Origin of the sequence: Catenulispora sp. MAP12-49 (assembly GCF_041262705.1) — a bacterium.
Classification (GTDB): Bacteria; Actinomycetota; Actinomycetes; order Streptomycetales; family Catenulisporaceae; genus Catenulispora.
The window spans coordinates 81,757-106,203 of sequence record NZ_JBGCCP010000026.1 but is presented as its reverse complement, the minus strand read 5'-3'; the positions used below and the strand labels follow the sequence as shown (position 1 = coordinate 106,203).

Sequence of the window (24,447 nt, the reverse complement as noted above, 5' to 3'; positions counted from 1 at the left end):
CGGAGGGGCGCCGCTACAGCACCGGCAGGTACCGGTTCAGCTCGAACGGCGTCACCTGGTGCCGGTAGTCCAGCCACTCGGCGCGCTTGTTCCGCAGGAAGAAGTCGAAGACGTGCTCGCCGAGCGTCTCGGCGACCAGTTCGCTCTCCTCCATGCGCGAGATGGCCTCGGACAGCGACGAGGGCAGCGTCTCGATGCCCAGGGCGCGCCGCTCGCCGTCGGTGAGGGTCCAGATGTTGTCCTCGGCGCCGGCGGGCAGCTCGTAGCCCTCCTCGACGCCCTTCAGGCCGGCCGCCAGCATCACGGCGAAGGCCAGGTAGGGGTTGCACGCCGAGTCCAGGGAGCGCACCTCGACGCGGCTGGACTGGGACTTGGAGGGCTTGTACATCGGCACCCGGACCAGTGCCGAGCGGTTGTTGTGGCCCCAGCTGATGTAGCTGGGGGCCTCGCCGCCGCTGAACAGGCGCTTGTAGCTGTTCACGAACTGGTTGGTGACGGCGGTGAACTCGCTGGCGTGGTGCAGCAGGCCGGCGATGAAGCTGCGGCCGGTCTTGGACAGGCTGTACTCCGCGCCGGGCTCGTGGAAGGCGTTGCGGTCGCCCTCGAACAGCGACAGGTGGGTGTGCATGCCGCTGCCGGGGTGCTCGGCCAGGGGCTTGGGCATGAACGAGGCGTAGACGTCCTGCTCCAGCGCCACCTCCTTCATGACGTGGCGGAACGTCATGATGTTGTCCGCGGTGGACAGCGCGTCGGCGTAGCGCAGGTCGATCTCCTGCTGGCCCGGGCCGCCCTCGTGGTGGCTGAACTCCACCGAGATGCCCATCGACTCCAGGTGGGTGATGGCCTGGCGGCGGAAGTCGTGGCCGATGCCGTGCGGGGTGAGGTCGAAGTAGCCGGAGTGGTCAACGGGCTCGGGGGCCTTGCCCGGCTTGGGCTGGCCCTCGAACAGGTAGAACTCGATCTCGGGGTGGGTGTAGAAGGTGAACCCGCGCTCGGCGGCCTTGGCCAGCGTGCGCTTGAGGACCCAGCGGGGGTCGGCGTAGCTGGGGGCGCCGTCCGGCATGAGGATGTCGCAGAACATGCGCGCCGTGCCGGGGGACTCCGCGCGCCAGGGCAGGATCTGGAACGTCGCCGGGTCGGGTTTGGCCAGCATGTCGGACTCGGCCACCCGGGCGAAGCCCTCGATCGACGAGCCGTCGAAGCCGATGCCCTCACTGAACGCCTGTTCAAGCTCCGCCGGGGCGATCGCCACCGATTTCAGGAAGCCCAGGACGTCGGTGAACCACAGACGCACGAAGCGGATGTCCCGCTCTTCGAGAGTGCGGAGTACGAACTCCTGCTGACGTTCCATGAGCACAGTATGAACGAGGTGCGTTTCCGTGTGATTACGGCGCTAAGAAGTCGCGTGCGCGAGGACGGCTCGTGGCCATGCGGTAACGGTAGGAGCGCAGTGGCCAGTTGTTGACGACGCGGCCGTCGGGGGTCATGTACCAGGACGTGCAGCCGCCCTCCCAGGCGGTCCGCCCCAGCAGCCGCCGTATGGTCGCCTCGTACCGGGCCAGCGCCTCCTCGGCCACCTCGACCTGGCCGTTCCGGGCCGCCCGGAGCCAGCGCATGATGTACCGGACCTGCGACTCGATCATGTAGACCACCGAGTTGTGGCCGAGGTTCGTACTCGGCCCGTAGAGCAGGAACATGTTCGGGAAGTCGGGGACGGCCATGCCGAGGTACGCGGTGGCGCCTTCCCGCCACCGGTCGTGCAGCCGTACCCCGTCCCGACCAACGATGTCGATCGGCGCCAGGAACTCCGTGGCCCGGAACCCGGTCCCGTAGATGAGCACCGAGACGTCGCGTTCGCGGCCGTCCGCTGTGCGCACCCCGCTTGTGGTCACCGCCGTGACCGGTTCGGTGACCACCTCCACGTTGTCCCGCGCGAGCGCCGGGTACCAGTCGTCCGAGATCAGGATGCGTTTGCAGCCGATCGGGAAGTCCGGCGTGAGTTTGGCCCGCAGGTCGGCGTCGCCGGGGATCTGCCTGTTCAGGTGACGCCTGGAGAACTTCTGCACAACGCGTCCCAGTGGGCTTCCCGCTATAGCGGAGTACAGCAGCGTCTCCCCGACCACGGCGTACATGAACCCGCGCAACGCCAGGCGCAAGCCCGGGACGGTGCGGAAGGCGCGGCGGGCCAGCGGGCTGAAGGCGTAGTCGTACTTGGGGATCACCCAGTTCGCGGAGCGTTGGAACACATAGAGCTTGCGCGCATGGCGGGCGATCTCTGGGACGAACTGCACGGCCGACGGTCCCGTCCCGATGACGGCGACGTCCTTGCCGGCGAACGCCTCCGGCGGCCACGCGGCGTCCCACCGCGCCGAGTGGAACGCCGCCCCGGCGAACGTCTCGCGCCCCGCCACAGAGGGGTACCGCGGCCTGTTGAGCTGTCCCACGCCGCACACGAGTACCTGAGCGGTGTACTCGGACCCCGAGGCGTCCCGGAGCCGCCACAGGCGCTCCTGCGGCTCCCAGTGCGCGGCCACGATCTCGGTGCCGAGCCGCAGATGTGGTGCGAGTTTCCAACGCCGCACACAGCGGTGCAGGTAGTCCAGGATCTCCCGCTGCTTGGGGTAGGCGCGCGACCACCCCGAATAGCGCGCGAACGAGTACGAGTAGAGATGCGAGGGCACATCGCACCCGCATCCGGGGTACACGTTGTCGCGCCAGACCCCGCCTACGTCCGTGCCCTTGTCGAACACGACGAAATCCCGGACTCCGTCGCGCTTCAGCTGGATCGCCATACACAGGCCGGAAAACCCGGCGCCGACGATTGCGACTCGGCATGCAACCTGATGCCCGGGCACGGTCGTCATGTACTGAGTAGACCGCCATACCGACGCCGCGTCGACATGGCGGCCGGTGCCGTACTCCGGCACTTCGGGAGCAAAACGACCCATATCCGAACAGAAGCGGACGGGAATCGGTCACACCGGGTATTCGCGAGGAAACTCTGAAGATCTTTGCCGAAAATCTCTCCGGAACCCCTCGCCAAGCGTTGTTGAACGGAGAATAATCCTGCAACGAGACCTCATCGTCCCCCCGTGCGATGGGGTCTCCCATCCCGAGGCCTCACCGTCCCCCCGTGCGGTGAGGCCTCGGACTTTTGCTGGGCTCTTGTTGGGCTCTTGCTGAGCTCCCACTGGGCTTTGCCGGGCTGTTCCTGGGTAGGGGACACCGGGGAGGTGCGATCATGATCCTGGTGACCGGAGCCGGCGGCACACTGGGCCGTCTGCTCGTCCCGACGCTGACCCGGCGCGGGTCCGACGTTCGGGCGCTGAGCCGGCGCGAGCGCGGCGGCAGGGGCCCCGGCGGTACCGGCTCGTTCGAGTGGGTCGTCGGCGACCTGGGCAGCGGCGCCGGGCTGGACGAGGCCGTGGACGGGATCGACGTGATCGTCCACGCCGCCTCCAACACCCGCGGGCAGGGCCGGGGCGACGCCGACGCCGCGTGGCACCTGGTCGAGGCCGCCAAGCGCGGCGGGCGCAGGCCGCACCTGGTCTACATCTCGATCGTCGGCGTGGACCGGCATCCCTTCGGCTACTACCAGGCCAAGTACCAGGCCGAGCAGACCATCGAGGCCGGCGGGCTGCCGCACACGATCCAGCGGACCACGCAGTGGTTCCAGCTGCTCGACACCTTCTTGACGCTGGCGACCAAGTCGCCGGTGGTGCCGGTGCCCTCGGTGCCGTTCCAGCCCCTGGACGCCCACGAGACCGCCGGCCGCCTGGCGGACCTGGCCCTCGGCGAGCCGCTGGGCCGGGCCGAGGACATGGGCGGGCCGGAGCTGCTGGACGGCGGGGAGATCGCGAAGACGTACCTGCGCACGACCGGGAAGCGGCGGCTGATCGTGCCGTTCCGGGTACCGGGCAAGGCCGGACGGGCGTTCCGGGCCGGGGTGCACACTTGCCCGGAGAACCGGCAGGGCAAGATCACGTGGGCCGAGTACCTGGCGGCCAAGTACGAGGGCTGATCCGGGCGGGCCGGTCCGTGGATCAGTGTCTGGATCAGCCGCGGAACCAGCCCCGGAACCAGCCCCTGGATCAGCGTGCGGCGATACCTTCCAGCAGGTTGTCGACCACACCCTCCACGAACTCCGGGCTCACCGCCTTGCCGGGGTGCTCGGACTTCATCGTGTGCACGATCGGCCCGGCGAACAGCCGCACAGCGAGCTCCACGTCCAGGTCCGCGCGCAGCTCCCCGGCGGCGATGCCGTGCCGCAGGATCATGCGCAGCTGTTCGCGCCGGGGCTCGATCGCCACCTGTTGATAGCGCTGCACCAGCTCCGGGTGCAGCGTCGCGGCGGCCATCACCGAGGCGAACACCAGGCCGGCCGTGTCCTCGTGCATCAGGTCGACCATGGTGTTGAGATACTCAAGGATCCGTTCGCGGGTCGAGCGGTCGTCGTCCAGATCCGGCGGCGGGCACTCCTGCCACAGCGTGGCCATCGAGTCGACGACCAGGCTCTCCTTGTTCGGCCAGCGGCGGTAGACGGTCGCCTTGCCGACGCCGGCCCGGGTCGCGACCTGTTCCATGGACAGCGAGCCGTAGGGCACGCCCTCGCTGAGCAGGCCCAGCACCGCGTCGAGGATCGCCCGCTCGGCGGCCTCGCTGCGCGGCCGGCCGGGCTTGCGGCGGCGGTCCCCGGCCCCGGCTCCAACTCCAGCTCCGGCTCCGGCGCAGGCCGCATCGGCGCAGGCGCCGGCCACGTGCCCGGGATGGCGGTCGTCGGGGCGGCGGCCGTCATGGATCATCGTCATAGCGCTCCATCATCTCGTCGAAGCCGGGCCGAGGGGGGACAACACGGGGGAAACCGTGTACCGGTCCCCCGTGTCGGCCCCCTTGCTCGGACGGAGTCCCCTAGGCCACGCCAGCGGCTTCGGCCGCCGCCGCGGCGTCGGTGCCGGCCTGGCGCTGCGGGCCGGCGGCCGGACCGGAGGCCTTGCGCGGCAGCCAGGTCAGCGAGACCAGCGCGGCCAGGAAGGCCACGACCGCCGAGACCGTGACGGTCACGTGCATCGCGTGGATGAACGCGGCGTCGGCCTGCGGGTAGAACTGGGCCAGCTTCGGCAGGTGCTCGCCGGCGCCCTTGGTGGCCTGGATCGAGCCGTCGATGTCATGCAGCGCCGAGGGCGGGACCGCGGTCTTGAGCGGGCCCTCCATCCGGCTGCGGTAGGCGGTGGTGAGCAGCGTGCCCAGCACCGCGACGCCGAGCGCGCCGCCGACCTGCCGGACGGTGTTGCTCACCGAGGAGCCCACGCCGGCCTTCTCGCGCGGCAGCGAGGTCATGATCGTCGTGGTCGCCGGCGGCATCACGTTCGCCATGCCCATGCCCTGCAGGAAGAAGATCAGCAGCAGCAGCCAGGCCGGCGAGGTCTGGTTCACGAACTGGTACATCAGGAACGTGACGCCGATGACCACCATGCCGAAGGTGGACACCGCGCGGGCCCCGAAGCGCTGCACCAGGCGCGCCGACAGCGGCGAGAAGATCAGCTGCGCCAGCGCGAACGGCGTCAGGTACAGACCGGCCTTCAGCGGGCTGTAGTCCAGCACCGACTGCAGGTAGAACGACAGGAAGAACAGCACGCCCATCATCGCGAAGAAGGACAGGCCGACCAGCATGACCGAGGCCGAGAACGGCCGCGAGCTGCGGAACAGCCGCACGTCCAGCGCGGGGTGGTCGGTGCGCAGCTCCCAGAAGACGAACCCCGCGGACAGCAGCACCCCGGCGGCCAGCGAGCCGATGATCTGCGGGTTGCTCCAGCCGACGTCGGCGCCGCGGATGATGCCGTAGACGAACACCACGATCCCGGCCATCGACAGGATCACGCCCAGCGGGTCCAGCTTGCCCGGCTTGGGGTTCTTGGAGTCCGGCACCAGGAGCGACATCGCGATCAGCGCGATGACGATGATCGGCACGTTGATCAGGAACACCGAGCCCCACCAGAAGTGGTCCAGCAGCAGACCGCCCAGCACCGGCCCGATGGCCACGCCCAGGCCCACGCCGCCGGCCCAGATGCCGATCGCCTTGGGCTGCTCCTTGGGCTCGAAGACGTTGGCGATGATGGCCAGCGTGGCCGGCATGATCGCGGCACCGAAGAAGCCCATGGCCGCCCGCGTGGCGATCAGCGCCCCCGGACTCCCGGCATACGCGCACAGCACCGAGGCGATCCCGAACCCGACCATGCCGGCCATCAGGATCTTCTTGCGCCCGAACCGGTCCCCGACGATCCCGAAGGTGAACAGCAGCCCGGCGAACACCAGCGTGTAGGAGTTGATCGCCCACTCCAGATCAGACTGCGAAGCCCCCAGCCCCGGCTGATGCGGGTCGCTCTTGGGCTGCGAGATGATCTTGAGCGCGACGTTCAGGATCGTGTTGTCCAACACGACGACGAGCAAGCTGAAGATGAGCACACCGAGGATCGCCCACCGGCGCCTCTGCAAAGTCTCCCGATCCACTGCCTTCCCCTATCCCCTCGATCGGTGCGGGATCGATCCGATACGAAACGGGTCCGTATCGATTTCCCACGGGGACTGTACGCCGGGGATTATCGAGACGCAACCGTTTCGTATTGAACTCCGGGGGAACCCCGCGGGACCCCTGTCAGGGCTGGGAATGGACCCCCATCCCACCGGAGACGACCAGGTTGTCGCCGGTGACGTAGCCGGCCGCGGCCGACGCGAGGAAGGCGACGGCCTCCGCGACGTCGGCGGCGGCACCGACCCGGCCGAGGGGGACCTCCGCACCCCAGGCCTCGATCATGTCCCGGGTGACGCCGAGCTTGCTGTAGGCCGGGGTGTCGATCAGGCCGGGGCTGACGGCGTTGACGCGTATGCCGCGCGGCGCGAGTTCCAGCGCCAGGGCACGCATCATCGGGAGCAGCGCACCCTTGGCGGCGGTCATGGCGGCGCCGAGGCCTTCGCCGGCACCGATGGTGATCACGACCGAAGCACCGTCACGTCTGGGAGGTTCTCCGCGCGGGCATCGTCGCGGTCCTGGCCCTGCACGAGAGCCACGAACAAGCACTGAAACGGTTCCGCCTGCTGCACAACACCGCCTCGCTGCGCGCCGGCTGGCTCGAGAAGCGGCTTCGGCTCCAGGACGAGTTGCTACCGCTCATCACGCCGCGCATGGACGGCACGGAGCTCGCGGCACGCGCGGTGATCGCGACCGCGTTCGCGTGCTTGGACGCCGCGACCATCGCCTGGGTCGGCAACGACGGCGAGGACGGCGAGGACGAGGTCATGGATCTCTACGACGCGTGCCTGGCTGCGGTACGCGGCTGATGATCTCGGCGGCGGTGTTGGCGTGTGGGTGCGGCTTGTTCGTGGGCGGACACCAGCTCTCCCGCCGGCTGCACAAGGTGTCGGCAGGGTCCTGATCACCCGTCCCGGCAGCGCTAGCGATACGTGTCGGCCGAGCCCCCGGAGACCTGATCGATCAGCGCGGTCAGCCGGTCGCGGAAACCCAGGCGCTGGCCGGTGCGGCCCCTGCGGCCGTCGCCCTCGCCCGCGGTCGAGGCGAGCAGGTGCTGTGCGGCGTCGAAGCCGGGCACGATTCCGTTCTGCGGCACCAGGAGTGCGTCGTGCGAAATGGTGAGGAGCTCGCTGGAGGTTTCTTCGTCCTCTGCGAGGGTCAGGATCGCCGCTCCGCGCCGGCGGGCGTCGTCGACGCGCTCCAGCAGGGGTGCGCCGGGGTAATCGGGGGCCACGATGAAGACCGCCTCGCCCTTGCGGGCTTGTTCCAGCCGGGCCAGGGGGATCGCCAGGTGCGGGGGTGCGCCGTCGGGGATCTGGTGGCGGACCAGGGTCGGCGCCAGCTGGGGGAGGTTCGCCAGGCCGGCTTCGGTGTCCAGGTGGGCGGCGAGGTGCCAGGGTTCCTCTTCCGGCGTGCCGACCAGGAGGAGGCCGCCGGGACTGCGCGGGGCGCGGGTGAGGGTGCGGGCGAAGCCGCGACATTCGCCGAACCACGGGGTGCCGCTGACGAGTTCGCGGAGGAAGGTGGTCTGCTCGGCATCCATGGCATTCATACTGCCGGTCCGGGCGCCGCCAGGACACCCGGACCGGGATATTCAGTGTGGATCAGGGCTCAGTGGTACGAGTGCGACTCGTCCGGGTACGCGCCGTGCACCACGTCGCTGGCAAAGGCCCGGGCCGCGTCGCCCAGCAGGGTGCGCATGTCCGCGTACTGCTTGACGAACTTCGGCACGCCGCCGGGGGTCAGGCCGGCCATGTCGGTCCAGACCAGGACCTGCGCGTCGGTTCCGGCCCCGGCGCCGATGCCCACGGTGGGGATGTCGATCTCGGCGGAGACCCGGGTGGCGAGCTCGGCCGGGACCAGCTCCAGCACGATCGCGAAGGCGCCGGCGTGCTGAAGCGCCTTGGCGTCCGAGATCAGCTTCTCGGCCTCCTCGTCGCCGCGTCCGGCTATCCGGTAGCCGCCCAGGACGTTCACCGACTGCGGGGTCAGGCCGATGTGCGCCATCACCGGCACGCCGGCCTGCACCAGCGCCTCGACCTGCGGCAGCACCCGGCGGCCGCCCTCGAGCTTGACCGCGCCGACGCCGGCCTCCTTCATGAACCGGGCCGCGGTGTCCAGCGCCTGCGCCGGCGAGGACTGGTAGGAGCCGAACGGCAGGTCGCCGACGACCATGGCGCGCTTGGTGCCGCGCACCACGGCGCCGGAGAGCATGACCAGCTGGTCGACGGTCACCGGCACGGTGTTCTCGTACCCGAGGTGGTTGTTGCCCGCCGAGTCCCCGACGAGCAGGACCGGGATGCCGGCCTCGTCGAAGACGCCGGCCGTGAGGGCGTCGTAGGCGGTGAGCATGGCCCACTTCTCACCCTCGCGCTTGGCCTTGGCCAGGTCCCGGACCGTGACCCGGCGGCCGGTCCCGGTGCCGCCGTAGAGCGAGAGCTTGGGCTGGGCGGACGATTGCGATACTGCGGATTCCTGCGTGGCGCTGTCTTCAGCGGACATGCTGGTTTCTCCTTGAGAGACGACTCGAGGCGCCGAAACGGCGTACCCGGACGAGGCTGATCGTCTCACGCTCCGGATCCCTTGTTAAGAGGCCGCGACCTCGCCCCCGCCCCATCCGTGACTCTGCTCACACCGGCCCGAAAGTCGTTTGCGGGGCGTGGGCGCGAACCCGAACAATGCGGCGCGTGACAGCACAACCTGCGGCGCCCGGCGACGCGCCGCAGCAGGGCGCCCCGCCCCGTCGCCGATGGCGCGATCTGAGCGTCGACGTGACGCCGCTGAAGGTCTCGCGCGACTACCGGTTCCTGACCGCCTCCTCGGTGATCTCCGGCTTCGGCTCCTTCCTGACCTATGTCGCGGTTCCCTTCCAGATCAAGGAACTCACCGGCTCGGCGCTGGCCGTCGGCCTGCTCGGGGCGACCGAGCTGGTGCCGCTGGTGGTGTGCGGGCTGTGGGGCGGCGCGCTGGCCGACGCCATGGACCGGCGCAAGCTCGTCGTGTCGACCGAGGCCGCCTCCGCGCTGCTGTCGGTACTGCTGTTGCTGAACGCGCTCATGCCGCATCCGGCGCTGTGGCCGATCTACGCGCTGACGGCGGCGTTCGCGGCGGTGAACGGCCTGCAGCGGCCTTCGCGGGAGGCGATCGTGCCGCGCATCGTGCCGCCGGACCTGGTGGTGCCGGCCGGGGCATTGCAGTGGCTGCTGGGCTCGTTCACGCAGATCGCGGGGCCCGCGCTGGGCGGCGTGCTGGTCGCCACCACGGGGCCGACGGTCTCCTACGTGGTCGACGCGGCGACGTTCGTGATCTCCGTCGGCTTCCTGCTCCGGCTCAGACCGTCGCCGCAAGGCGAGGACGCCGAGGAAGCGAGTCTGCGCGGGATAGCCGCCGGCTGGCGGTACGCACGCAGCCGGCAGGAACTGATCGGCACGTATGTGGTGGACATCGCGGCGATGACGTTCGCGATGCCGACCGCGCTGTTCCCCTTCCTCGCCGACCATCTGCACGCCGCGTGGTCCCTGGGACTGCTGTACGCCGCGCCCGCGGTCGGATCCGCGCTGGTCTCCCTGACCAGCGGCTGGACCAAGCACGTCCACCGGCACGGCCTGGCGGTGATCTGGGCCGCCGGGGCCTGGGGCGTGGCGATCGCGCTGGTGGCGGCGACACAGCAGGTGTGGGTCGTCCTGGCCTGCCTGGCCGCCGCCGGCGCGGCGGACGCGGTCAGCGGCGTCTTCCGGATGTCGATCTGGAACCAGACCATCCCCGACGCGCTGCGCGGCCGGCTGGCCGGGATCGAGATGCTGTCGTTCTCGACCGGGCCGATTCTGGGACAGGTGCGCGCCGGGTCGATGGCGGCGCTGCGCGGGCCGGTGTTCTCGGTCGGGTTCGGCGGTGTGGCCTGCGTCGGGGCGGTGGTGGGACTGGCCGCGTGCCTGCCCGGGTTCCGGCGTTACGACGCGCGGACGGACGTCCACGCGGTCACGGTCAGGGCCGAAAGGCTGGCGGCGCACGCTGAGCCGTCCCTATGATCGAAGGCCGTTGACTGTCCTAACGAGGGGCTTGACATGGACAACGGGGACCGGAACGGGCCGCCGTGGGGCGCGCCGCCGGAAGCGACGGGGGACTCGGGCGGGCCGCCGCCGGGCGGATTCCCCTGGCAGGGGAACGGTGGGCCGCACGTCGAACCGCAGGGCGGGCCTCAGAACGGACCACAGTACGGACCTCAATACGGACCTCAGGGTGGACCGCAGAACGCGCCTCAGTTCGGGTCGCAGTTCGGGTCCCAGAACGGCCCGCAGAACGGCCCGCAGGGTGGCCCAGGCGGCCCGCAGGGTGGCGCCCCCGGAGGATCGCAGGGTTCGATGACGTCGTTCCCGCTCGCGGCGACCGGGACGTACGCCGCCGTCCGGCCGCCGGAGCCGCCGCCGGTCCAGGCGCCGCCGCAGGGCCCGCCGCCGATGACGTCTTTCCCGCTCGCCGCGACCGGCGCGTTCCGGGCGGTCGGGCCGCAGGGCAACCCGGACCTGTCGGCCAGCGGGTTCCGGGCCGTTCCGGGATCCGAGCCGGGGCCGCAGTTCAACGGCCCGATGGGGCCGCCCGGACAGTTCGGTCCGCCGGGACCGCCCGCACCGCCGGCCGGGGGCGGCACCGCCAAGCGTCGCAAGGTTCTGGTGATCGGGGCGTCGGCGGTCGTGGTGGCCGGGGTCGCCGCCGGAGCCGTCGTCTTCGCCACGAGCGGGAGCGGCAAGAAGCAGCCCGACCCCGCCCCGACGCCGTCGGCTTCGCACGCGGCCCTGTCCGGGACGTCCACCAGCCCCGGCGGCACCTCGCAACCGCCGTCATCGAGCGCGCCGGCGACCTCGAAGGCCGCGCCGCCGGCCGCGGCCCCGGTCGCGGACGTCCTGGACTGGCACCTGAACGACAAGGCCGGCAGCAAGACCGCCGCCGACGCCTCCGGCAAGAACCACGCCGGCGCCCTGTCCGGCGCCGCCGGCTTCTCGACCGCGCACGGCGGCTCCGTGGAGTTCAGCGGCGCGGCGAACCAGATCAAGGCCGGCCAGGTCCAGACCAAGGGCCCGGCGATCGACACCACGAAGAGCTTCACGGTCTCGATGTGGGTCGACCAGACCGGCATCACGACGCCGACGAAGTTCGCCGCCGCCTTCAGCCAGGACGGCCCGCAGTGCTTCGCCTTCACCTTCAGCTACTCGGTGGAGAGCAAGACCTGGTCCTTCGTCCGCGCGAACGCCGACGGCGCCGCCCCCGTGGCGGTCAGCGCCGGCGCGACCGCCCCGACGCCGATGAACACGTGGGTCGAGCTGACCGGGGTCTACGACGCGCAGGCCGGGACGATCGAGCTGTTCGTGAACGGCGCGCCGCAGGGCGGACCGCTCAAGACCGGGTCCGCGCCGTATGCCGCGACGGGGCCGTTCGCGATCGGGCGGAGCTGGTACAAGAAGTACCCGTCGAATCCGTTCAAGGGCTACATCTCGGATGTGCGCGTGTTCGGGCGGGCGCTGACCGCCGATGAGGTGAAGGCGCTGGGCTGAGCCCGGCGCGCCGGCGGCTGTGGTCTCGGCCACTGCCGCCGGCGGCGTGTTCGCTCTGTGTGGCCGGTCCGCTAGCTGTCGGCGTCCGCGGCCTCGTCGGCCCGCTTCCACGCCTCGTTGCGCTCCTGCACCCGCTGTAGGGCGTGCTCGGCCTCCTCCCGGGTCTCGTACGGCCCCAGGCGGTCCTTCGCGGCGCACTCCCCCGCCGGCTCTACCGTGCCGTGCTTCACGCAGTAGTACCAGCCGTCGTCCGCCGGCGGCTCGCCCTTCTTGGTCCAGCGCATCGCACTCTCCCTGCTGTCACCGGGTGCCTAGACTGTCTGACTATGGCGACACTCGTACCCGGCACCGTCTCTCCCACTCTGCCCGTCCCCGCGGGGATCAAGCGACCGGAGTACGTGGGACGCAAGGGACCCAGGCCGTACACCGGCGGCGAGGTGCAGGACGCCGAGACGGTCGAGAAGATGCGGGCCGCCTCCCGGATCGCCGCCGACGCGCTGGTGGAGACCGGCAAGGCGGCCAAGCCGGGCATCACCACCGACGAGCTGGACCGGATCGGGCACGAGTACCTGCTGGACCACCGGGCCTACCCCTCCACGCTGGGCTACAAGGGCTACCCGAAGTCGATGTGCACCTCGGTGAACGAGGTGATCTGCCACGGCATCCCGGACACCACGGTGCTCCAGGACGGCGACATCGTGAACGTCGACATCACGGCCTACATCGGCGGCGTCCACGGCGACACCAACGCCACCTTCGAGGTCGGCACCGTCGACGAGGAGTCGCACCTGCTGGTCGAGCGCACCCGCGAGGCCCTGGACCGCGCCATCAAGGCGGTCCGTCCGGGCCGGCAGATCAACGTCATCGGCCGCGTGATCGAGAGCTACGCCAAGCGCTTCGGCTACGGCGTGGTCCGCGACTTCACCGGCCACGGCATCTCCACGGCCTTCCACACCGGCCTGATCATCCCGCACTACGACGACCCCTACGCGACCCTGGTGATGCAGCCCGGCATGACGTTCACCATCGAGCCCATGCTGACGCTCGGCACGGCCGACTACGAGATGTGGGCCGACAAGTGGACGGCCGTGACCCGGGACCGGAAGCGCACCGCGCAGTTCGAGCACACGATGGTGGTGACGAACGACGGGGTCGAGGTGCTGACGCTGCCCAGCGGGGAGTGAGGGTCGGCCACCGCTCCCCTCAGTCAGCCGTCTCCACAGCGACCGCCTCCACCTCGACCACCGCGAGCGGCTCTATCAGACTGCTGCGAAGCGCGGCGATCTGCTCCGCCGCCAAGCCGTGCGCCAGCAGATACCCCTCCACCGAGCCGTGCGAGGCGCGCATCCGTCCCAGCGTCGCCAGGATCAGCTCCGGCGGGCAGGCCAGGGCCTGCCCGTGGAGCTTCTGCCCGAGGCCCGTGGAGGCCTGGAGCTGCTCGACGGCCTGCGTGAACTCGTCAGCGAGGTAGGCGCTGGTGAGGTGGTAGTCCTCGGCTATCACCTCGTCGGCGACGCCGAGCAGCGACAGGACCAGCGCGACCACCACGCCCGTGCGGTCCTTGCCGGCCGAGCAGTGCACCAGGACCGGCTGGGCGGCCTCGGTCGCGACGTGTCCGACGGCCACGGCCAGGACGGTGCCGCAGGCGTCCACCATGTGCTCGTAGACCGTGGTCAGGTCCTCGGGGGACTTGCCGAAGGAGTCGCCGGTGACGCGGAAGACCGGCAGGCGCAGGACCGCGATGCCGGTGCCGTCCAGGGCGTCCGGGGACAGCCGGACTTCGAAGTCCTCGCGCAGGTCGACCACGGTCCGGACCGGCAGGCCCGCCAGGGCCGCGCGGGCGCCGTCGTCGAGGCGGTGCAGGGCGTCGCCGCGCAGCAGCCGGCCGGCGCGCACGGTGCCGCCGGCGGCCGGGTAGCCGCCGACGTCGCGGAGGTTGAACGTGCCGGCCAGCGGGATGCGGCGGTCTGCTGGGGCAGGCCGGGTCCCCTGCGGAGGTGTGGTCACGCGCACACGGTACCCGCGCCACGCTTCGCCCCACCGGCACCCCCTGACGAAGACCGGGTTACCACAAGGTATCCTGACCCTTACCGCGTTAGGCCTTCGACCACGTCAGGGGGCTTGGGTGCCGAGGAGCTGGCGACCTGCCAAGAACCGGAAGCGCGATCTCGCCGCTTCCCCCGACGGGCTGCCCGCCGAAGGCCTTCCGGATCCGCTCGACCGCCTGGTCGCCGCGGGTTTCGCGGTGGTCCCGGCGGCCGCCCCGCGCGAGGGCTCGTGCAGTTGCGACCGTCTGGGCTGTCCCACTCCGGCCGCGCATCCGCTCTCGCGCGCCTGGCAGGTCGAGGCCAGCACCGACCCCGAACGTCTGGCGCTGTGGCGCGCCCGCCATCCCGAGGCCAACTACGCCACGCCGACCGGTAAGACCCACTCGGTCCTGGACGTGCCCGAACAGGCCGGCGCCGACGCCCTGCGCCGGATCCTGGTCTCCGGCACCGCCCCCGGCCCGGTCGCCGAGGTGGAGGGCCGCTACCTGTTCTTCACCGCTCCGCGGACCAACCCCGACAGCGAGGACGTCGACGAGGACGAGTGGTGGTCCAGCTCCCTGGACTGCCGCCCCGAGACGCTCCAGGAGCACCCGGGCCTGCGCTGGCACGACCGCGGCAGCTACGTCTTCGTCCCGCCGTCGGTGAGCATGGACGGCAGCACCGCGCGCTGGGTGTACTGGCCCTCGGACGGCACGCCGCTGCCGGACGCGGTGGTGGTGCTGGAGGTGCTGGCCGATGTGCTCGCGGAGTTCTCCGCGGCCTGAGGCACTCCCCTAATCTGAACCGCGTGACCGCGAACACAGACCTCAGCGCGAACACAGACCTCAGCGCGAATACAGACCTCAGCGCGAATACAGACCTCATCGCAAGCAGAGACCTCGCCTGGGACGGCTGCGCCAACGTCCGGGACCTCGGCGGCCTCGGCCGCATCAAGCCTGGTGCGGTCGTCCGGATGGAAGCCCCGACCCGGCTGACCGCGACCGGGTGGGCCTCGGCTTGGGACTACGGCGTCCGCACCGTGCTCGATCTGCGCGCCGCTGACGAGGACTGGCCGGACGAGGCGCCCAGACCCGCCGGCATCACGACCGTCCGCGCGCCGATCGACCCCGAGCCCGGCACGCCGTTCCACGACCACTGGGCGCCGATCGACAACATGGCGTCGCCGATGTACCTCCCGGCGTTGCTGGCCGAGTACCCGGAGCGCGTGGTCGCCGCCGTCAGGGCGATCGCCACCGCCGAACCCGGCTGCGTGGTGTTCCACTGCGCCGGCGGCAAGGACCGCACCGGCCTGATCGCGCTGGTCCTGCTGGTCCTGGCCGGCGCGGAACCCGGCGAGATCGTCGCCGACTACCTGCTCACCTTCGACCGTATGAAGGAGCGGTACGCCGCCCTGGGCGCCCGGGACCAACTCGTCGCGACCAGCGAGCGCCTCGCGGGGCACGGGACCACCATCGAGGCGTCGCTGGGTTCGACGATCGCCGGGCTGAAGATGCCCGACTACCTGCTGGCGAACGGGCTTTCCGAGGCGGACCTCGCGGCGCTGGACGCCAGGCTCACCACGACCGCGTGACAGAACTCACACCCAGGATTCCGCACTCACGACACCGGCGAGCCGGCCGCTACAGCTCCGGCTGCCGCACCGCCGACTGGATCGTCCCGACCACCTCGCCGAACCCGATCCGCGCCCCGTTCGGCCCCGGGGCGACGCCGCCGATCGCGACCGTGTCGCCGTCCACCAGGAAGGTGCGCGTGGAGCCGTCGGCCAGGGCCAGCGGCTCGGTGCCGTTCCAGGTCAGCTCGATGAACGAGCCGCGCTGCTCGGGCAGCGGCCCGGAGACGGTGCCGGAGGCGTAGAAGTCGCCGGTGCGCAGGCTCGCGCCGTTCACCGTCATGTGCGCCAGCTGCTGCGCCGGGGTCCAGTACAGGCCCGCGAACGGCGGCGTGGAGACCGTGTTCCCGTTCAGCTTGACCTCCAGGTGGATGTTGTAGCCCCAGGTCTCGCCCTGCAGGTACGGCAGCGGGACCGGGTCCTGGTACGGCGGCGCGACGCGCGCGTCCTGCAGCGCGGCCAGCGGCACCACCCAGGGGGAGATCGAGGTCGCGAACGACTTGCCGAGGAACGGGCCCAGCGGCACGTACTCCCAGGCCTGGATGTCGCGCGCGGACCAGTCGTTGACCAGCACCACGCCGAAGACGTGGTCCTGGAACTCCTCCACGCGCACCCCGCCGCCCAGCGGCGAGGGCGTCCCGACCACGAAGCCCACCTCGGCCTCGATGTCCAGGCGCACGCTGGGCCCGAAGCGCGGCTCCTCGTCGGTGGGGGCCTTGCGCTGGCCCGTCGGCCGCACGATCGGGGTGCCGGAGGGCACGATCGTGCCGGAGCGGCCGTGGTAGCCGATCGGCAGGTGCTTCCAGTTCGGCAGCAGGGCCTCGGCGTCCGGCCTGAAGATGCGGCCGAGGTTGGTGGCGTGGTCCTCGGAGGAGTAGAAGTCGACGTAGTCCGCGACCTGGAACGGCAGGTACAGCACCGCGTCGGCCAGCGGCACCAGCAGCGGCTCGACGGCCTTGCGGCGCTCGGGGTCGGTGAACAGCTCGGTGAGCCGGGCCCGCACCGCCGCCCACGCCGGCGCCCCCAGGGCCATGAACGGGTTCAGCGTGCCGATCCCGAAGTACGCCGCCGGGTCCTCGATCGTGCCGTCCAGCAGGCCGTTCGCCGCCAGCGCGCCGAGGCTGACGACGAAGTCGCCGATCCGGGTGACCACGTGCGCCGGCCGCTCACCGTGGGTCGCGACGCCGTAGGGCAGGTTCTCGACCGGGAAGTCGGTCTGGGGCGGGAGCGGGACCCAGGTGGGCTGTGTCATAACCGTCCTTCGTTCGGTGGCACGGGGCCGTCGGCGCCTTGGGGCGGTGCGGCCTTCAGCCGGTCGGCAGATCCGGCAGCAGGCCCAGGCCCGCCAGATCGTCGATCGGCTCCTGGAAACTACAGGACCCGAAGCCGTGGAACAGATCGCGGGTCCGGGCCGTGGCCTCGACCGTCAGAGCTTTGACACGTTCGGCCAGTTCGGCGCCGTCCGTCACGGCCAGGACGGCCGCCACGTCCTCGATCTCCGCGCCGTCGCTCGCGCGCTCGGCGGCCAGCAGCACGTTGAGGAAGCCGTGGTGCGTGAACCCGGTCTCGGCGTCGGTGTGCCGCACCGCGTGGTGCAGGCCGGCCGTGCACTTCACGCCGACTTCCAGGTCCGCGCAGCCCACCAGGAACTCGGCCACGGCCAGCGGCGTCGGGAACGCCTCGGCGGTCAGCCCGCCGGTGCGCAGCTTGGCGTACAGCGACTCACGGCCGGTGAGGGTGGGAAGCAGGGATCGCATGTCGGCCGGGGAGATCTCGATGTAGGCCTCGACGCCGTACGGCAGCTTCGCTTCCAGCTCCTCCAGGCGCTCGCCCGGATGGCGGATCTCGACGGCCTCCAGGATCACCCGGTCGTCGTCCTCCAACTCGGTGAACGCGGCCAGCAGACCGTCCACGCCGGTGTCGCCGATCAGGCCCAGCCGCAGGCCCTCGTCGTCGCTCAGCAGCGGTTTCAGATCGGCGAGCTTGGAGACCGGGCACAGGAAGCGGCCCAGCAGGCCGCTGTGGGCGCCGGCGTCGTAGGCCAGGTGCGCGGGCACCGCCTCGGCGATGGGGGCGTCGCCGGGCGGGAACAGCGCGGCGTCGTCGATCAGCTCTGCGAACAGGACGCCGAGGGCGCCGGGGTCGGCGGTTGACATGACCGCCACGGTAGCCCATGGTCGAAGAGAGCGGACAGTAGCGTCCGATTATCGAACACCCGGATGACAGGACAACCCGAAGGGGACGGCGGCGATGGCCTACTACCGCGCAGTGGGCGAGATCCCGCACAAGCGCCACACTCAGTTCCGCCGCCCGGACGGCGAGCTGTACTCCGAGGAGCTGATGGGCGTCGAGGGCTTCTCCTCCGACTCCGCGCTGCTCTACCACGTCGGACTTCCGACGGCGATCGTGGACTCCGTGGAATGGGAGCCGCCGGGACCGCTGTCCGGGGCGGTCGCGAACCGTCCGCTGAAGCCGCGGCACTTCCTGACGCACAAACTCGACGCCTCGGGCCTGGACGCCGTCACCGGCCGGCATCTGTTGCTGGGCAACGGAGACGTGCGCCTTTCGTACGTCGCGGCGACCGAGGCCTCTCCCCTGTACCGGAACGCCATAGGCGACGAGTGCGTGTACGTGGAGTCCGGGTCAGGCGTCGTGGAGACCTCCTTCGGCACGCTGGAGGTCGGGCAGGGCGACTACGTGATCCTGCCGACCTCGACCATCCACCGGTGGGTGCCGTCCGCCGGCGCCGGCGACGAGCCGCTGCGGCTGTTCGTGATCGAGGCCACCGGGCACATCGGCCCGCCCAAGCGCTACCTGTCCGCGAAGGGCCAGTTCCTGGAGTCCTCGCCGTACTGCGAGCGGGACCTGCGCGGGCCGTCCGAGCCGCTGCTGGCCGAGGGCTCCGACGTGGAGGTGCTGGTGCGCCACCGGGCCGGCGGGACCAAGCTCACCTACGCGCACCACCCCTTCGACGTGGTCGGCTGGGACGGCTGCCTGTACCCGTACGCCTTCAACATCGCCGACTTCGAGCCGATCACCGGACGCGTGCACCAGCCGCCGCCGGTGCACCAGACCTTCGAGGGCCCGAACTTCGTGATCTGCTCGTTCGTGCCGCGCAAGGTGGACTACAACCCGCTGTCGATCCCGGTGCCGTACAACCACCACAACGTCGACTCCGACGAGGTGCTGTTCTACACCGGCGGCAACTACGAGGCGCGCCGCGGCTCGGGCATCGGCCAGGGCTCGATCTCGCTGCACCCCTCCGGCCTGACGCACGGTCCGCAGCCGGGCGCCGCGGAGCGCTCGATCGGTGCGGAGTTCTTCGACGAGCTCGCGGTCATGGTGGACACGTTCCGGCCGCTGGAGATCGGCGAGGGCGGCGTGGCCTCGGAGGATCCGGGGTACGCGTGGACGTGGTCGGGCCGGCACAACGGGGCCTGACGGATATCGACGACACCGAGGCGCGGGCGGTCACCCATGAGAACGCCCCGCTTCGGGTAGCGTCACCATGTGCTGAGAAGGACTCTGGTCGCCGTCGGATGCGCGGCACTGCTGGCCGGCTTCGGAGCGGCCGCCGGGCCGGCCCGCGCCTCGGCGGCCTCGTGCCCTGATCCGCAGGGCCCGCTGCTGGCGTTCAACGCCACCCGCGCCTGGAGCGTCGCCGGCACCAAGGGCGGCGGCGTCACCATCGGCGTGGTCGGCGCCCCGGACCGGGTCGCCGAGGCGGCGTGCGCGATCAGCGCCCTGGCACCGGACGCGCAGGTGCGGACCGGATCGGCCGACGGCGCGATCGTGGTCGTCGCCGACACCTCGGTCGATCCGGCGTCGATCGGCGGCCAGGCGCTGGTGATCGCGGCGGCCGGCGACACCGGGGAGGCGATGTCGCAGCGTCCGCAGGGCGTGGTGAACGTGGCCTCCGCCGACGATTCCGGCGCCCCGCAGCAGTCGTCCTCCTCCGGTCCGGCGGTCACGCTGGCCGCCTACGGCAACGACACCTCGACCGCCTCCGGCTACGTCGCCGCCCTGGCCGCGATCCTGCGGGCCGGCCACGCGAACTGGCCGGCGCGCCAGGTGGTGGCGCAGATGGCCGGCTCGATCAACCCGGCGTCGGGGAACCTGCACACCGACCAGCTCGGGTTCGGCATCATCGCGCCGGTGCAGGCGGTCAGCCTGGAACCGGTGGATCCCGAGGCCCTGCCCGGGTTCGACGCGATGTTCCCGGTCAATCAGGCGCCCCGCAGCACCGCGCCGAGCTCGCGGTCGGCGCCGACGGGCGCGAACACGTCCCCTGCTTCCGGCGCCCCTTCGTCGGCCGCCACGGGGTCCGGTGCCTCCGAGGCGCCGTCCGGTGGGCAGACACCTCAAGCCTCGGCTCCCGGCACCACCGACACCGCCAACATCTGGCCGACCAATCCGGTTTTCTCCACGGGTCCCTCGAACGGGTCACACGCGGCGGCCGGAAGCGGAGGTGGATCAGGCGGTTTCAGCCCGGTCCTGCTGATCGGCTTCATCGTGATCCTCGCAGGTGGCGGATACGTGCTGTGGCAACGGCGGCGTCAGCCCAAACCCGCCGCGGTGAAGCCGGAATCAGAGTGGGAGGCCCCGAGCGGTCCCCGTCATTCGGGATACAGCCCACCGGAAGAATGATGGTCCGCTACGGTTTCGGACATGCCGCAAAACCACGGGGTCCCGCTGGAACCCGAGGCTCCGACGGAGTACATCCCGCGGATCACCGACGTACCCTCCCCCGCCGACGCGCCGACGGAGATGATCCCGAAGGTCGTCTACACGCCGCCGCCGTCTCAGGCTCCTGACGGGGAGGGCTACCAGGCACCGCCGCCCGGCAGCAGGTCGGCCCGGAGCTCCAACCGCGCGGTGCGGTCGGCACAGCGCCGGCTGATGCTGTTGTCCAGCGTCGGCGAGGTGCTGATCACGCTCGGCGCGGTCATGGCGCTGTACGTCGTCTACACGCTGTGGTGGACGAACGTGGAGGCGGACAAGGCCGCCAACTCCGAGGCCGGCGCGATCCAGCAGCAGTTCCAGCAGCAGCTGACGCCGAACGCGCCGGCCGGCACGCAGCCGAAGTCGGCGTTCGCGCCGAGCGAGGGCTTCGCGCTGCTGACCATCCCGGCCATCGGCAAGGCCAACATCCCGGTGATGCAGGGTGTGGACAAGGAGAAGGTGCTCGACAAGGGCGCCGTCGGGCACTACACGACGCCGGCCACGGCGATGCCGTGGGACCCGACCGGGAACTTCGCGGTGGCGGCGCACCGGCGGACCTACGGGGAGCCGTTCCGGTACATCAACCAGCTGCGGATCGGCGACCACGTGGTGGTGGAGACCACCCACGGCTGGTACGTCTACGCGCTGGACAAGGAGCTGCCGCAGACCGACCCGACCAACATCGGGACGATCGCGCCGATCCCCAAGGGCGGGCCGTTCACCAAGCCCGGGCAGTACATCACCCTGACCACGTGCACCCCGGAATGGGCCTCGACCTACCGGCTCATCTGGTGGGGCCACCTGGTACGCGTGGACCCGCTCAACGGGCCCCCGCCGGCGGAGCTGAAGGACCCCAACCGACACACCTGACCTGCGCGATTCTTGGATTCGCGCCGGTGGCCGCTACCATGGATCGAAATCCAAGCGAACGCTGCGCGGGACAGGTCACCTAGAAGCCGGTCGGAAACCGGCTTCCTTCATGTGACGCAGAACGCAGTGGGGTCCGGAACCTGCCATTCCCCGGTCCACCACTTCAGGCGCGGCTATCGCCTACCTGGTCGTCCAACAATGGAACCAGGCCGCCTTAGTGACCGTTCTGTAACCCGCTGCGGCGCAATCCATGCGCTCGTGTGCCCCTGAGGACGTGTCCGCCTTCAGAAGGGCTTAATCAGCCATGTCTGCAATCACCCCTGAGAACGAGATCGCGGCCGAGGAGTTCACTCCCGCCGCCGAGCTCGACACCGACACCCACACCGACATTGCCACCGACCTCGACACCGAGCTCGACGGCCTTGAGGCCGACTTCGCCGACGCCGCCGACGCCGACGATGCCGACGACGACTTCGATGACGACGCCGACGAGATCGACGCTCTGGACGAGGACGACGAGGACGACGACGAGGACGAAGCCGCCGAGACCGCCGGCTCCGCGCCCGTCGCCTTCACCGAGCTGGGCCTGCCCGAGGAACTGGTGAAGAAGCTCGCCGACAGCGGCGTGCACAACACCTTCCCGATCCAGGCCGCGACCATCCCGGACGCCCTGGCCGGCCGGCACGTGCTGGGCAAGGCCCGCACCGGCTCCGGCAAGACCCTGGCCTTCGGCCTGGCCGCGCTGGCCAACCTGAAGGGCAAGCGGGCCCGCAAGGGCAAGCCGCTGGCCCTGGTCCTGGTGCCGACCCGCGAGCTGGCCATGCAGGTCAGCGACGCGCTGCAGCCGTACGGCTTCGCCGTGGGCGCGGACATCGCCGCGGTCTACGGCGGCGCGCCGATGTACAAGCAGGTCTTCTCGCTGCGCCGCGGCGTCGAGCTGCTGGTGGCCACCCCGGGCCGGCTGACCGACCTGATCGAGCAGGAAGAGTGCGACCTGTCCGAGGTCGAGATCGCCATCCTGGACGAGGCCGACCAGATGGCCGACATGGGCTTCATGCCGATCGTCACCGAGCTGCTGTCGCAGACCGACCCGGCCGGGCAGCGCCTGCTGTTCAGCGCCACCCTCGACGGCGCCGTCGACGAGCTGGTCCAGAAGTACATGACCGACCCGGTCCTGCACTCGGTGACCCCGGACGACGACGACCAGGCCCAGATGGACCACCACCTGCTGATCGTCGAGCCGGCGGACAAGGCCATGGTCACCGCCGAGATCGCGGCCCGGCACACCCCCGGCGGCCAGGACGGCCGGCGCACCATCCTGTTCGCCCGCACCAAGCTGGGCGCGGACCGCATCGCGGAGAAGATCCGCGAGGCCGGCGTCTCGGCCCTGGCCCTGCACGGCGGCATGACCCAGCGCGCCCGCACCAAGACCCTCGCGGACTTCAAGGACGGCCGCGTCCCGGTCCTGGTCGCCACCGACGTCGCCGCCCGCGGCATCCACGTCGACGGCATCGACCTGGTCCTGCACGTCGACCCGGCCGGCGACCCGAAGGACTACCTGCACCGCGCCGGCCGCACGGCCCGCGCCGGCGAGAGCGGCACCGTGGTCACCCTGGTCCTGCCCAAGCAGCGCAAGAGCACGATGCGCCTGCTGGAGACGGCCGGCGTCGAGGCGGAGCTGACGAAGGTCACCCCGAGCTCGGAGGCCCTGCGCGAACTGACCGGCGGCCGTCCGGTGGCCGAGTACGTCGCCGAGGCCGACGCCTACCACTCGGCCCGCCGCGCGGCGCGCGATGCCCGCATGGGCGATGACCGGCGCGAGGGCCGCGACGGCTTCCGCGGCGGTCGCGAGGGCGGCTTCCGCGGCGGACGCGAAGGCTTCCGCCAGGACCGCGACCGCTTCGACCGCGGCCACCGCGGCGGGTTCGGCGGCGACCGTTCGGGCTCCGGCTCGGGCTCTGGCTTCGGCGGCGAGCGTCGCTCGTTCGGCGACCGCGACACCAACCGTGGCGGCTTCGACCGCGACAACCGCGGCGGCGAGCGTCGCTCGTTCGGTGACCGCGACACCAACCGTGGCGGCTTCGACCGGGACAAGCGCGGCAGCTTCGGCGGCGACCGCTCGGGCTCGGGCTCCGGCTTCGGCGGCGGCGGCGAGCGTCGTTCGTTCGGCGACCGCGACACCAACCGTGGTGGCGCCGAGGGCCGTTCGTTCGGCGACCGCGACAACCGCGGCGGCTTCAGCCGGGACAACCGCGGCGGTGCCGAGGGTCGCTCGTTCGACCGCGACAACCGCGGCGGGGAGCGTCGCTCCTTCGGCGACCGGGACACCAACCGTGGCGGCTTCGACCGCGCCAACCGCGGCGGCGGCGAGCGTCGGCCCTTCGGCGACCGCGACAACCGCGGCGGGGAGCGTCGCTCGTTCGGCGACCGCGACACCAACCGGGACACCAACCGTGGCGGCTTCGACCGGGACAACCGGGGCGGCGGCGAGCGTCGGCCCTTCGACCGCAACGGCTCGCAGACGCAGGGCCGCAGCTTCGACCGCGACAACCGCGGCGGCGGCGAGCGTCGCCCCTTCGACCGCAACGGCTCGCAGCCGCAGGGTCGCAGCTTCGACCGTGACAACCGGGGCGGCGGCGAGCGTCGGCCCTTCGACCGCAACGGCTCGCAGACGCAGGGCCGCAGCTTCGACCGCGACAACCGCGGCGGCGACCGCAACGGCTCGCAGAACCGCGGCTTCGGCCAGCGCGGCGGTTTCGACCGTGACAACCGTGAGGGCGGCGAGCGTCGCACCTTCGGCGAGCGCACCGCCTTCGGCCGCCCGCGCGGCGGCTACAGCAACGGCGACCAGCGCGACGACAACCGTCCGACGCGCGACCGCCGCTGGTAATCACTGAGAACTGAAAGGGGACCGCGCTTCGTGCGCGGTCCCCTTTTGGTGTGCCGCCAACGCGACACCAGGCACAGGCACCAGGCACCAGGCACCAGGCACCAGGCACCAGGCACCAGGCACCAGGACCAACCAAGCAGCGCCCCCCAGCGAAGCCCAAGTGGACCGTGGACCGCAGTGGGCCATGGACCGCGGTGGACCCACCCACACCCAAGCCAGCCGGTCGCCCCGAA

The 24,447-nt window shown here is 71.1% G+C and carries 22 protein-coding genes; 11 read left to right on the top strand and 11 right to left on the bottom strand.

Annotation, left to right across the window (positions count from 1 at the left end):
- Positions 1-13 precede the first annotated feature (13 nt).
- Positions 14-1,351 (bottom strand): glutamine synthetase family protein, encoded by a 1,338-nt coding sequence (locus ABIA35_RS35510; RefSeq protein ID WP_212020760.1) that lies wholly within the window; start codon positions 1,349-1,351, stop codon positions 14-16.
- Between the two features lie 34 nt (positions 1,352-1,385).
- On the bottom strand, positions 1,386-2,864 hold the full coding sequence (locus ABIA35_RS35505) for a flavin-containing monooxygenase (RefSeq protein WP_370340502.1): 1,479 nt from the start codon (positions 2,862-2,864) through the stop codon (positions 1,386-1,388).
- 377 nt (positions 2,865-3,241) lie between these two features.
- Between ABIA35_RS35505 and ABIA35_RS35500 the strand changes: the two genes are divergently transcribed.
- Positions 3,242-4,021, top strand: coding sequence for an SDR family oxidoreductase (locus tag ABIA35_RS35500; RefSeq protein WP_370340500.1), 780 nt, complete (start codon positions 3,242-3,244; stop codon positions 4,019-4,021).
- A gap of 70 nt (positions 4,022-4,091) precedes the next feature.
- On the opposite strand, the gene ABIA35_RS35495 is transcribed toward ABIA35_RS35500, so the two are convergent.
- The 3 genes from ABIA35_RS35495 to ABIA35_RS35485 form a co-directional block, all read right to left on the bottom strand.
- Positions 4,092-4,808, bottom strand: coding sequence for a TetR/AcrR family transcriptional regulator (locus ABIA35_RS35495; RefSeq protein ID WP_370340499.1), 717 nt, complete (start codon positions 4,806-4,808; stop codon positions 4,092-4,094).
- A 100-nt stretch (positions 4,809-4,908) separates the two neighbouring features.
- Positions 4,909-6,462 carry an MFS transporter gene (locus ABIA35_RS35490; RefSeq protein WP_370340497.1) on the bottom strand — a complete coding sequence of 518 codons (1,554 nt, stop codon included), beginning with the start codon at positions 6,460-6,462 and terminating at the stop codon, positions 4,909-4,911.
- Between the two features lie 190 nt (positions 6,463-6,652).
- Positions 6,653-6,991: an SDR family oxidoreductase gene (locus ABIA35_RS35485; protein WP_370340495.1), complete on the bottom strand. Its 339-nt coding sequence runs from the start codon at positions 6,989-6,991 to the stop codon at positions 6,653-6,655.
- Between the two features lie 41 nt (positions 6,992-7,032).
- Here ABIA35_RS35485 and ABIA35_RS35480 point away from each other — a divergent pair, with 41 nt between their 5' ends.
- On the top strand, positions 7,033-7,335 hold the full coding sequence (locus ABIA35_RS35480; RefSeq protein ID WP_370340916.1) for a hypothetical protein: 303 nt from the start codon (positions 7,033-7,035) through the stop codon (positions 7,333-7,335).
- Positions 7,336-7,448: 113 nt separating this feature from the next.
- Here ABIA35_RS35480 and ABIA35_RS35475 read toward each other — a convergent pair whose 3' ends face one another.
- Positions 7,449-8,069 (bottom strand): hypothetical protein, encoded by a 621-nt coding sequence (locus ABIA35_RS35475; RefSeq protein WP_370340493.1) that lies wholly within the window; start codon positions 8,067-8,069, stop codon positions 7,449-7,451.
- A 68-nt stretch (positions 8,070-8,137) separates the two neighbouring features.
- Positions 8,138-9,028, bottom strand: coding sequence for a 3-methyl-2-oxobutanoate hydroxymethyltransferase (gene panB, locus ABIA35_RS35470; protein WP_370340492.1), 891 nt, complete (start codon positions 9,026-9,028; stop codon positions 8,138-8,140).
- Positions 9,029-9,285: 257 nt separating this feature from the next.
- On the opposite strand from panB, the gene ABIA35_RS35465 reads away from it, so the two are divergent.
- Together ABIA35_RS35465 and ABIA35_RS35460 are read left to right on the top strand one after the other, a co-directional pair.
- On the top strand, positions 9,286-10,554 hold the full coding sequence (locus tag ABIA35_RS35465; protein WP_370340915.1) for an MFS transporter: 1,269 nt from the start codon (positions 9,286-9,288) through the stop codon (positions 10,552-10,554).
- A gap of 333 nt (positions 10,555-10,887) precedes the next feature.
- Positions 10,888-12,075: a LamG domain-containing protein gene (locus ABIA35_RS35460; RefSeq protein WP_370340490.1), complete on the top strand. Its 1,188-nt coding sequence runs from the start codon at positions 10,888-10,890 to the stop codon at positions 12,073-12,075.
- A 71-nt stretch (positions 12,076-12,146) separates the two neighbouring features.
- Here ABIA35_RS35460 and ABIA35_RS35455 read toward each other — a convergent pair whose 3' ends face one another.
- On the bottom strand, positions 12,147-12,359 hold the full coding sequence (locus tag ABIA35_RS35455; RefSeq protein WP_370340488.1) for a hypothetical protein: 213 nt from the start codon (positions 12,357-12,359) through the stop codon (positions 12,147-12,149).
- 42 nt (positions 12,360-12,401) lie between these two features.
- On the opposite strand from ABIA35_RS35455, the gene map reads away from it, so the two are divergent.
- A complete protein-coding gene (map, locus tag ABIA35_RS35450) occupies positions 12,402-13,259 on the top strand; it encodes a type I methionyl aminopeptidase (protein ID WP_370340486.1) in 858 nt (285 codons plus the stop codon).
- 19 nt (positions 13,260-13,278) lie between these two features.
- Here map and ABIA35_RS35445 read toward each other — a convergent pair whose 3' ends face one another.
- Positions 13,279-14,082, bottom strand: a complete 804-nt coding sequence (locus tag ABIA35_RS35445; protein ID WP_370340484.1) for a tyrosine-protein phosphatase — start codon at positions 14,080-14,082, stop codon at positions 13,279-13,281.
- 118 nt (positions 14,083-14,200) lie between these two features.
- On the opposite strand from ABIA35_RS35445, the gene ABIA35_RS35440 reads away from it, so the two are divergent.
- Together ABIA35_RS35440 and ABIA35_RS35435 are read left to right on the top strand one after the other, a co-directional pair.
- A complete protein-coding gene (locus ABIA35_RS35440; RefSeq protein ID WP_370340483.1) occupies positions 14,201-14,887 on the top strand; it encodes a bifunctional DNA primase/polymerase in 687 nt (228 codons plus the stop codon).
- Between the two features lie 98 nt (positions 14,888-14,985).
- Entirely contained in the window at positions 14,986-15,693 is a 708-nt protein-coding gene (locus ABIA35_RS35435; RefSeq protein WP_370340914.1) for a tyrosine-protein phosphatase, read from the top strand.
- 49 nt (positions 15,694-15,742) lie between these two features.
- Here ABIA35_RS35435 and fahA read toward each other — a convergent pair whose 3' ends face one another.
- Entirely contained in the window at positions 15,743-16,984 is a 1,242-nt protein-coding gene (gene fahA / locus ABIA35_RS35430; protein ID WP_370340481.1) for a fumarylacetoacetase, read from the bottom strand.
- A gap of 55 nt (positions 16,985-17,039) precedes the next feature.
- A complete protein-coding gene (locus ABIA35_RS35425; protein WP_370340479.1) occupies positions 17,040-17,888 on the bottom strand; it encodes a hypothetical protein in 849 nt (282 codons plus the stop codon).
- 94 nt (positions 17,889-17,982) lie between these two features.
- Between ABIA35_RS35425 and ABIA35_RS35420 the strand changes: the two genes are divergently transcribed.
- From ABIA35_RS35420 to ABIA35_RS35405, 4 genes are all read left to right on the top strand, one after another.
- Positions 17,983-19,173: a homogentisate 1,2-dioxygenase gene (locus ABIA35_RS35420; RefSeq protein ID WP_370340477.1), complete on the top strand. Its 1,191-nt coding sequence runs from the start codon at positions 17,983-17,985 to the stop codon at positions 19,171-19,173.
- 69 nt (positions 19,174-19,242) lie between these two features.
- Entirely contained in the window at positions 19,243-20,379 is a 1,137-nt protein-coding gene (locus ABIA35_RS35415; protein ID WP_370340475.1) for a hypothetical protein, read from the top strand.
- A 21-nt stretch (positions 20,380-20,400) separates the two neighbouring features.
- Positions 20,401-21,324, top strand: coding sequence for a class E sortase (locus ABIA35_RS35410; RefSeq protein WP_370340473.1), 924 nt, complete (start codon positions 20,401-20,403; stop codon positions 21,322-21,324).
- 304 nt (positions 21,325-21,628) lie between these two features.
- The gene (locus ABIA35_RS35405; RefSeq protein ID WP_370360858.1) at positions 21,629-24,214 is read left to right on the top strand and encodes a DEAD/DEAH box helicase; all 2,586 of its coding nucleotides are present in this window, start codon (positions 21,629-21,631) and stop codon (positions 24,212-24,214) included.
- Positions 24,215-24,447: the final 233 nt, after the last annotated feature.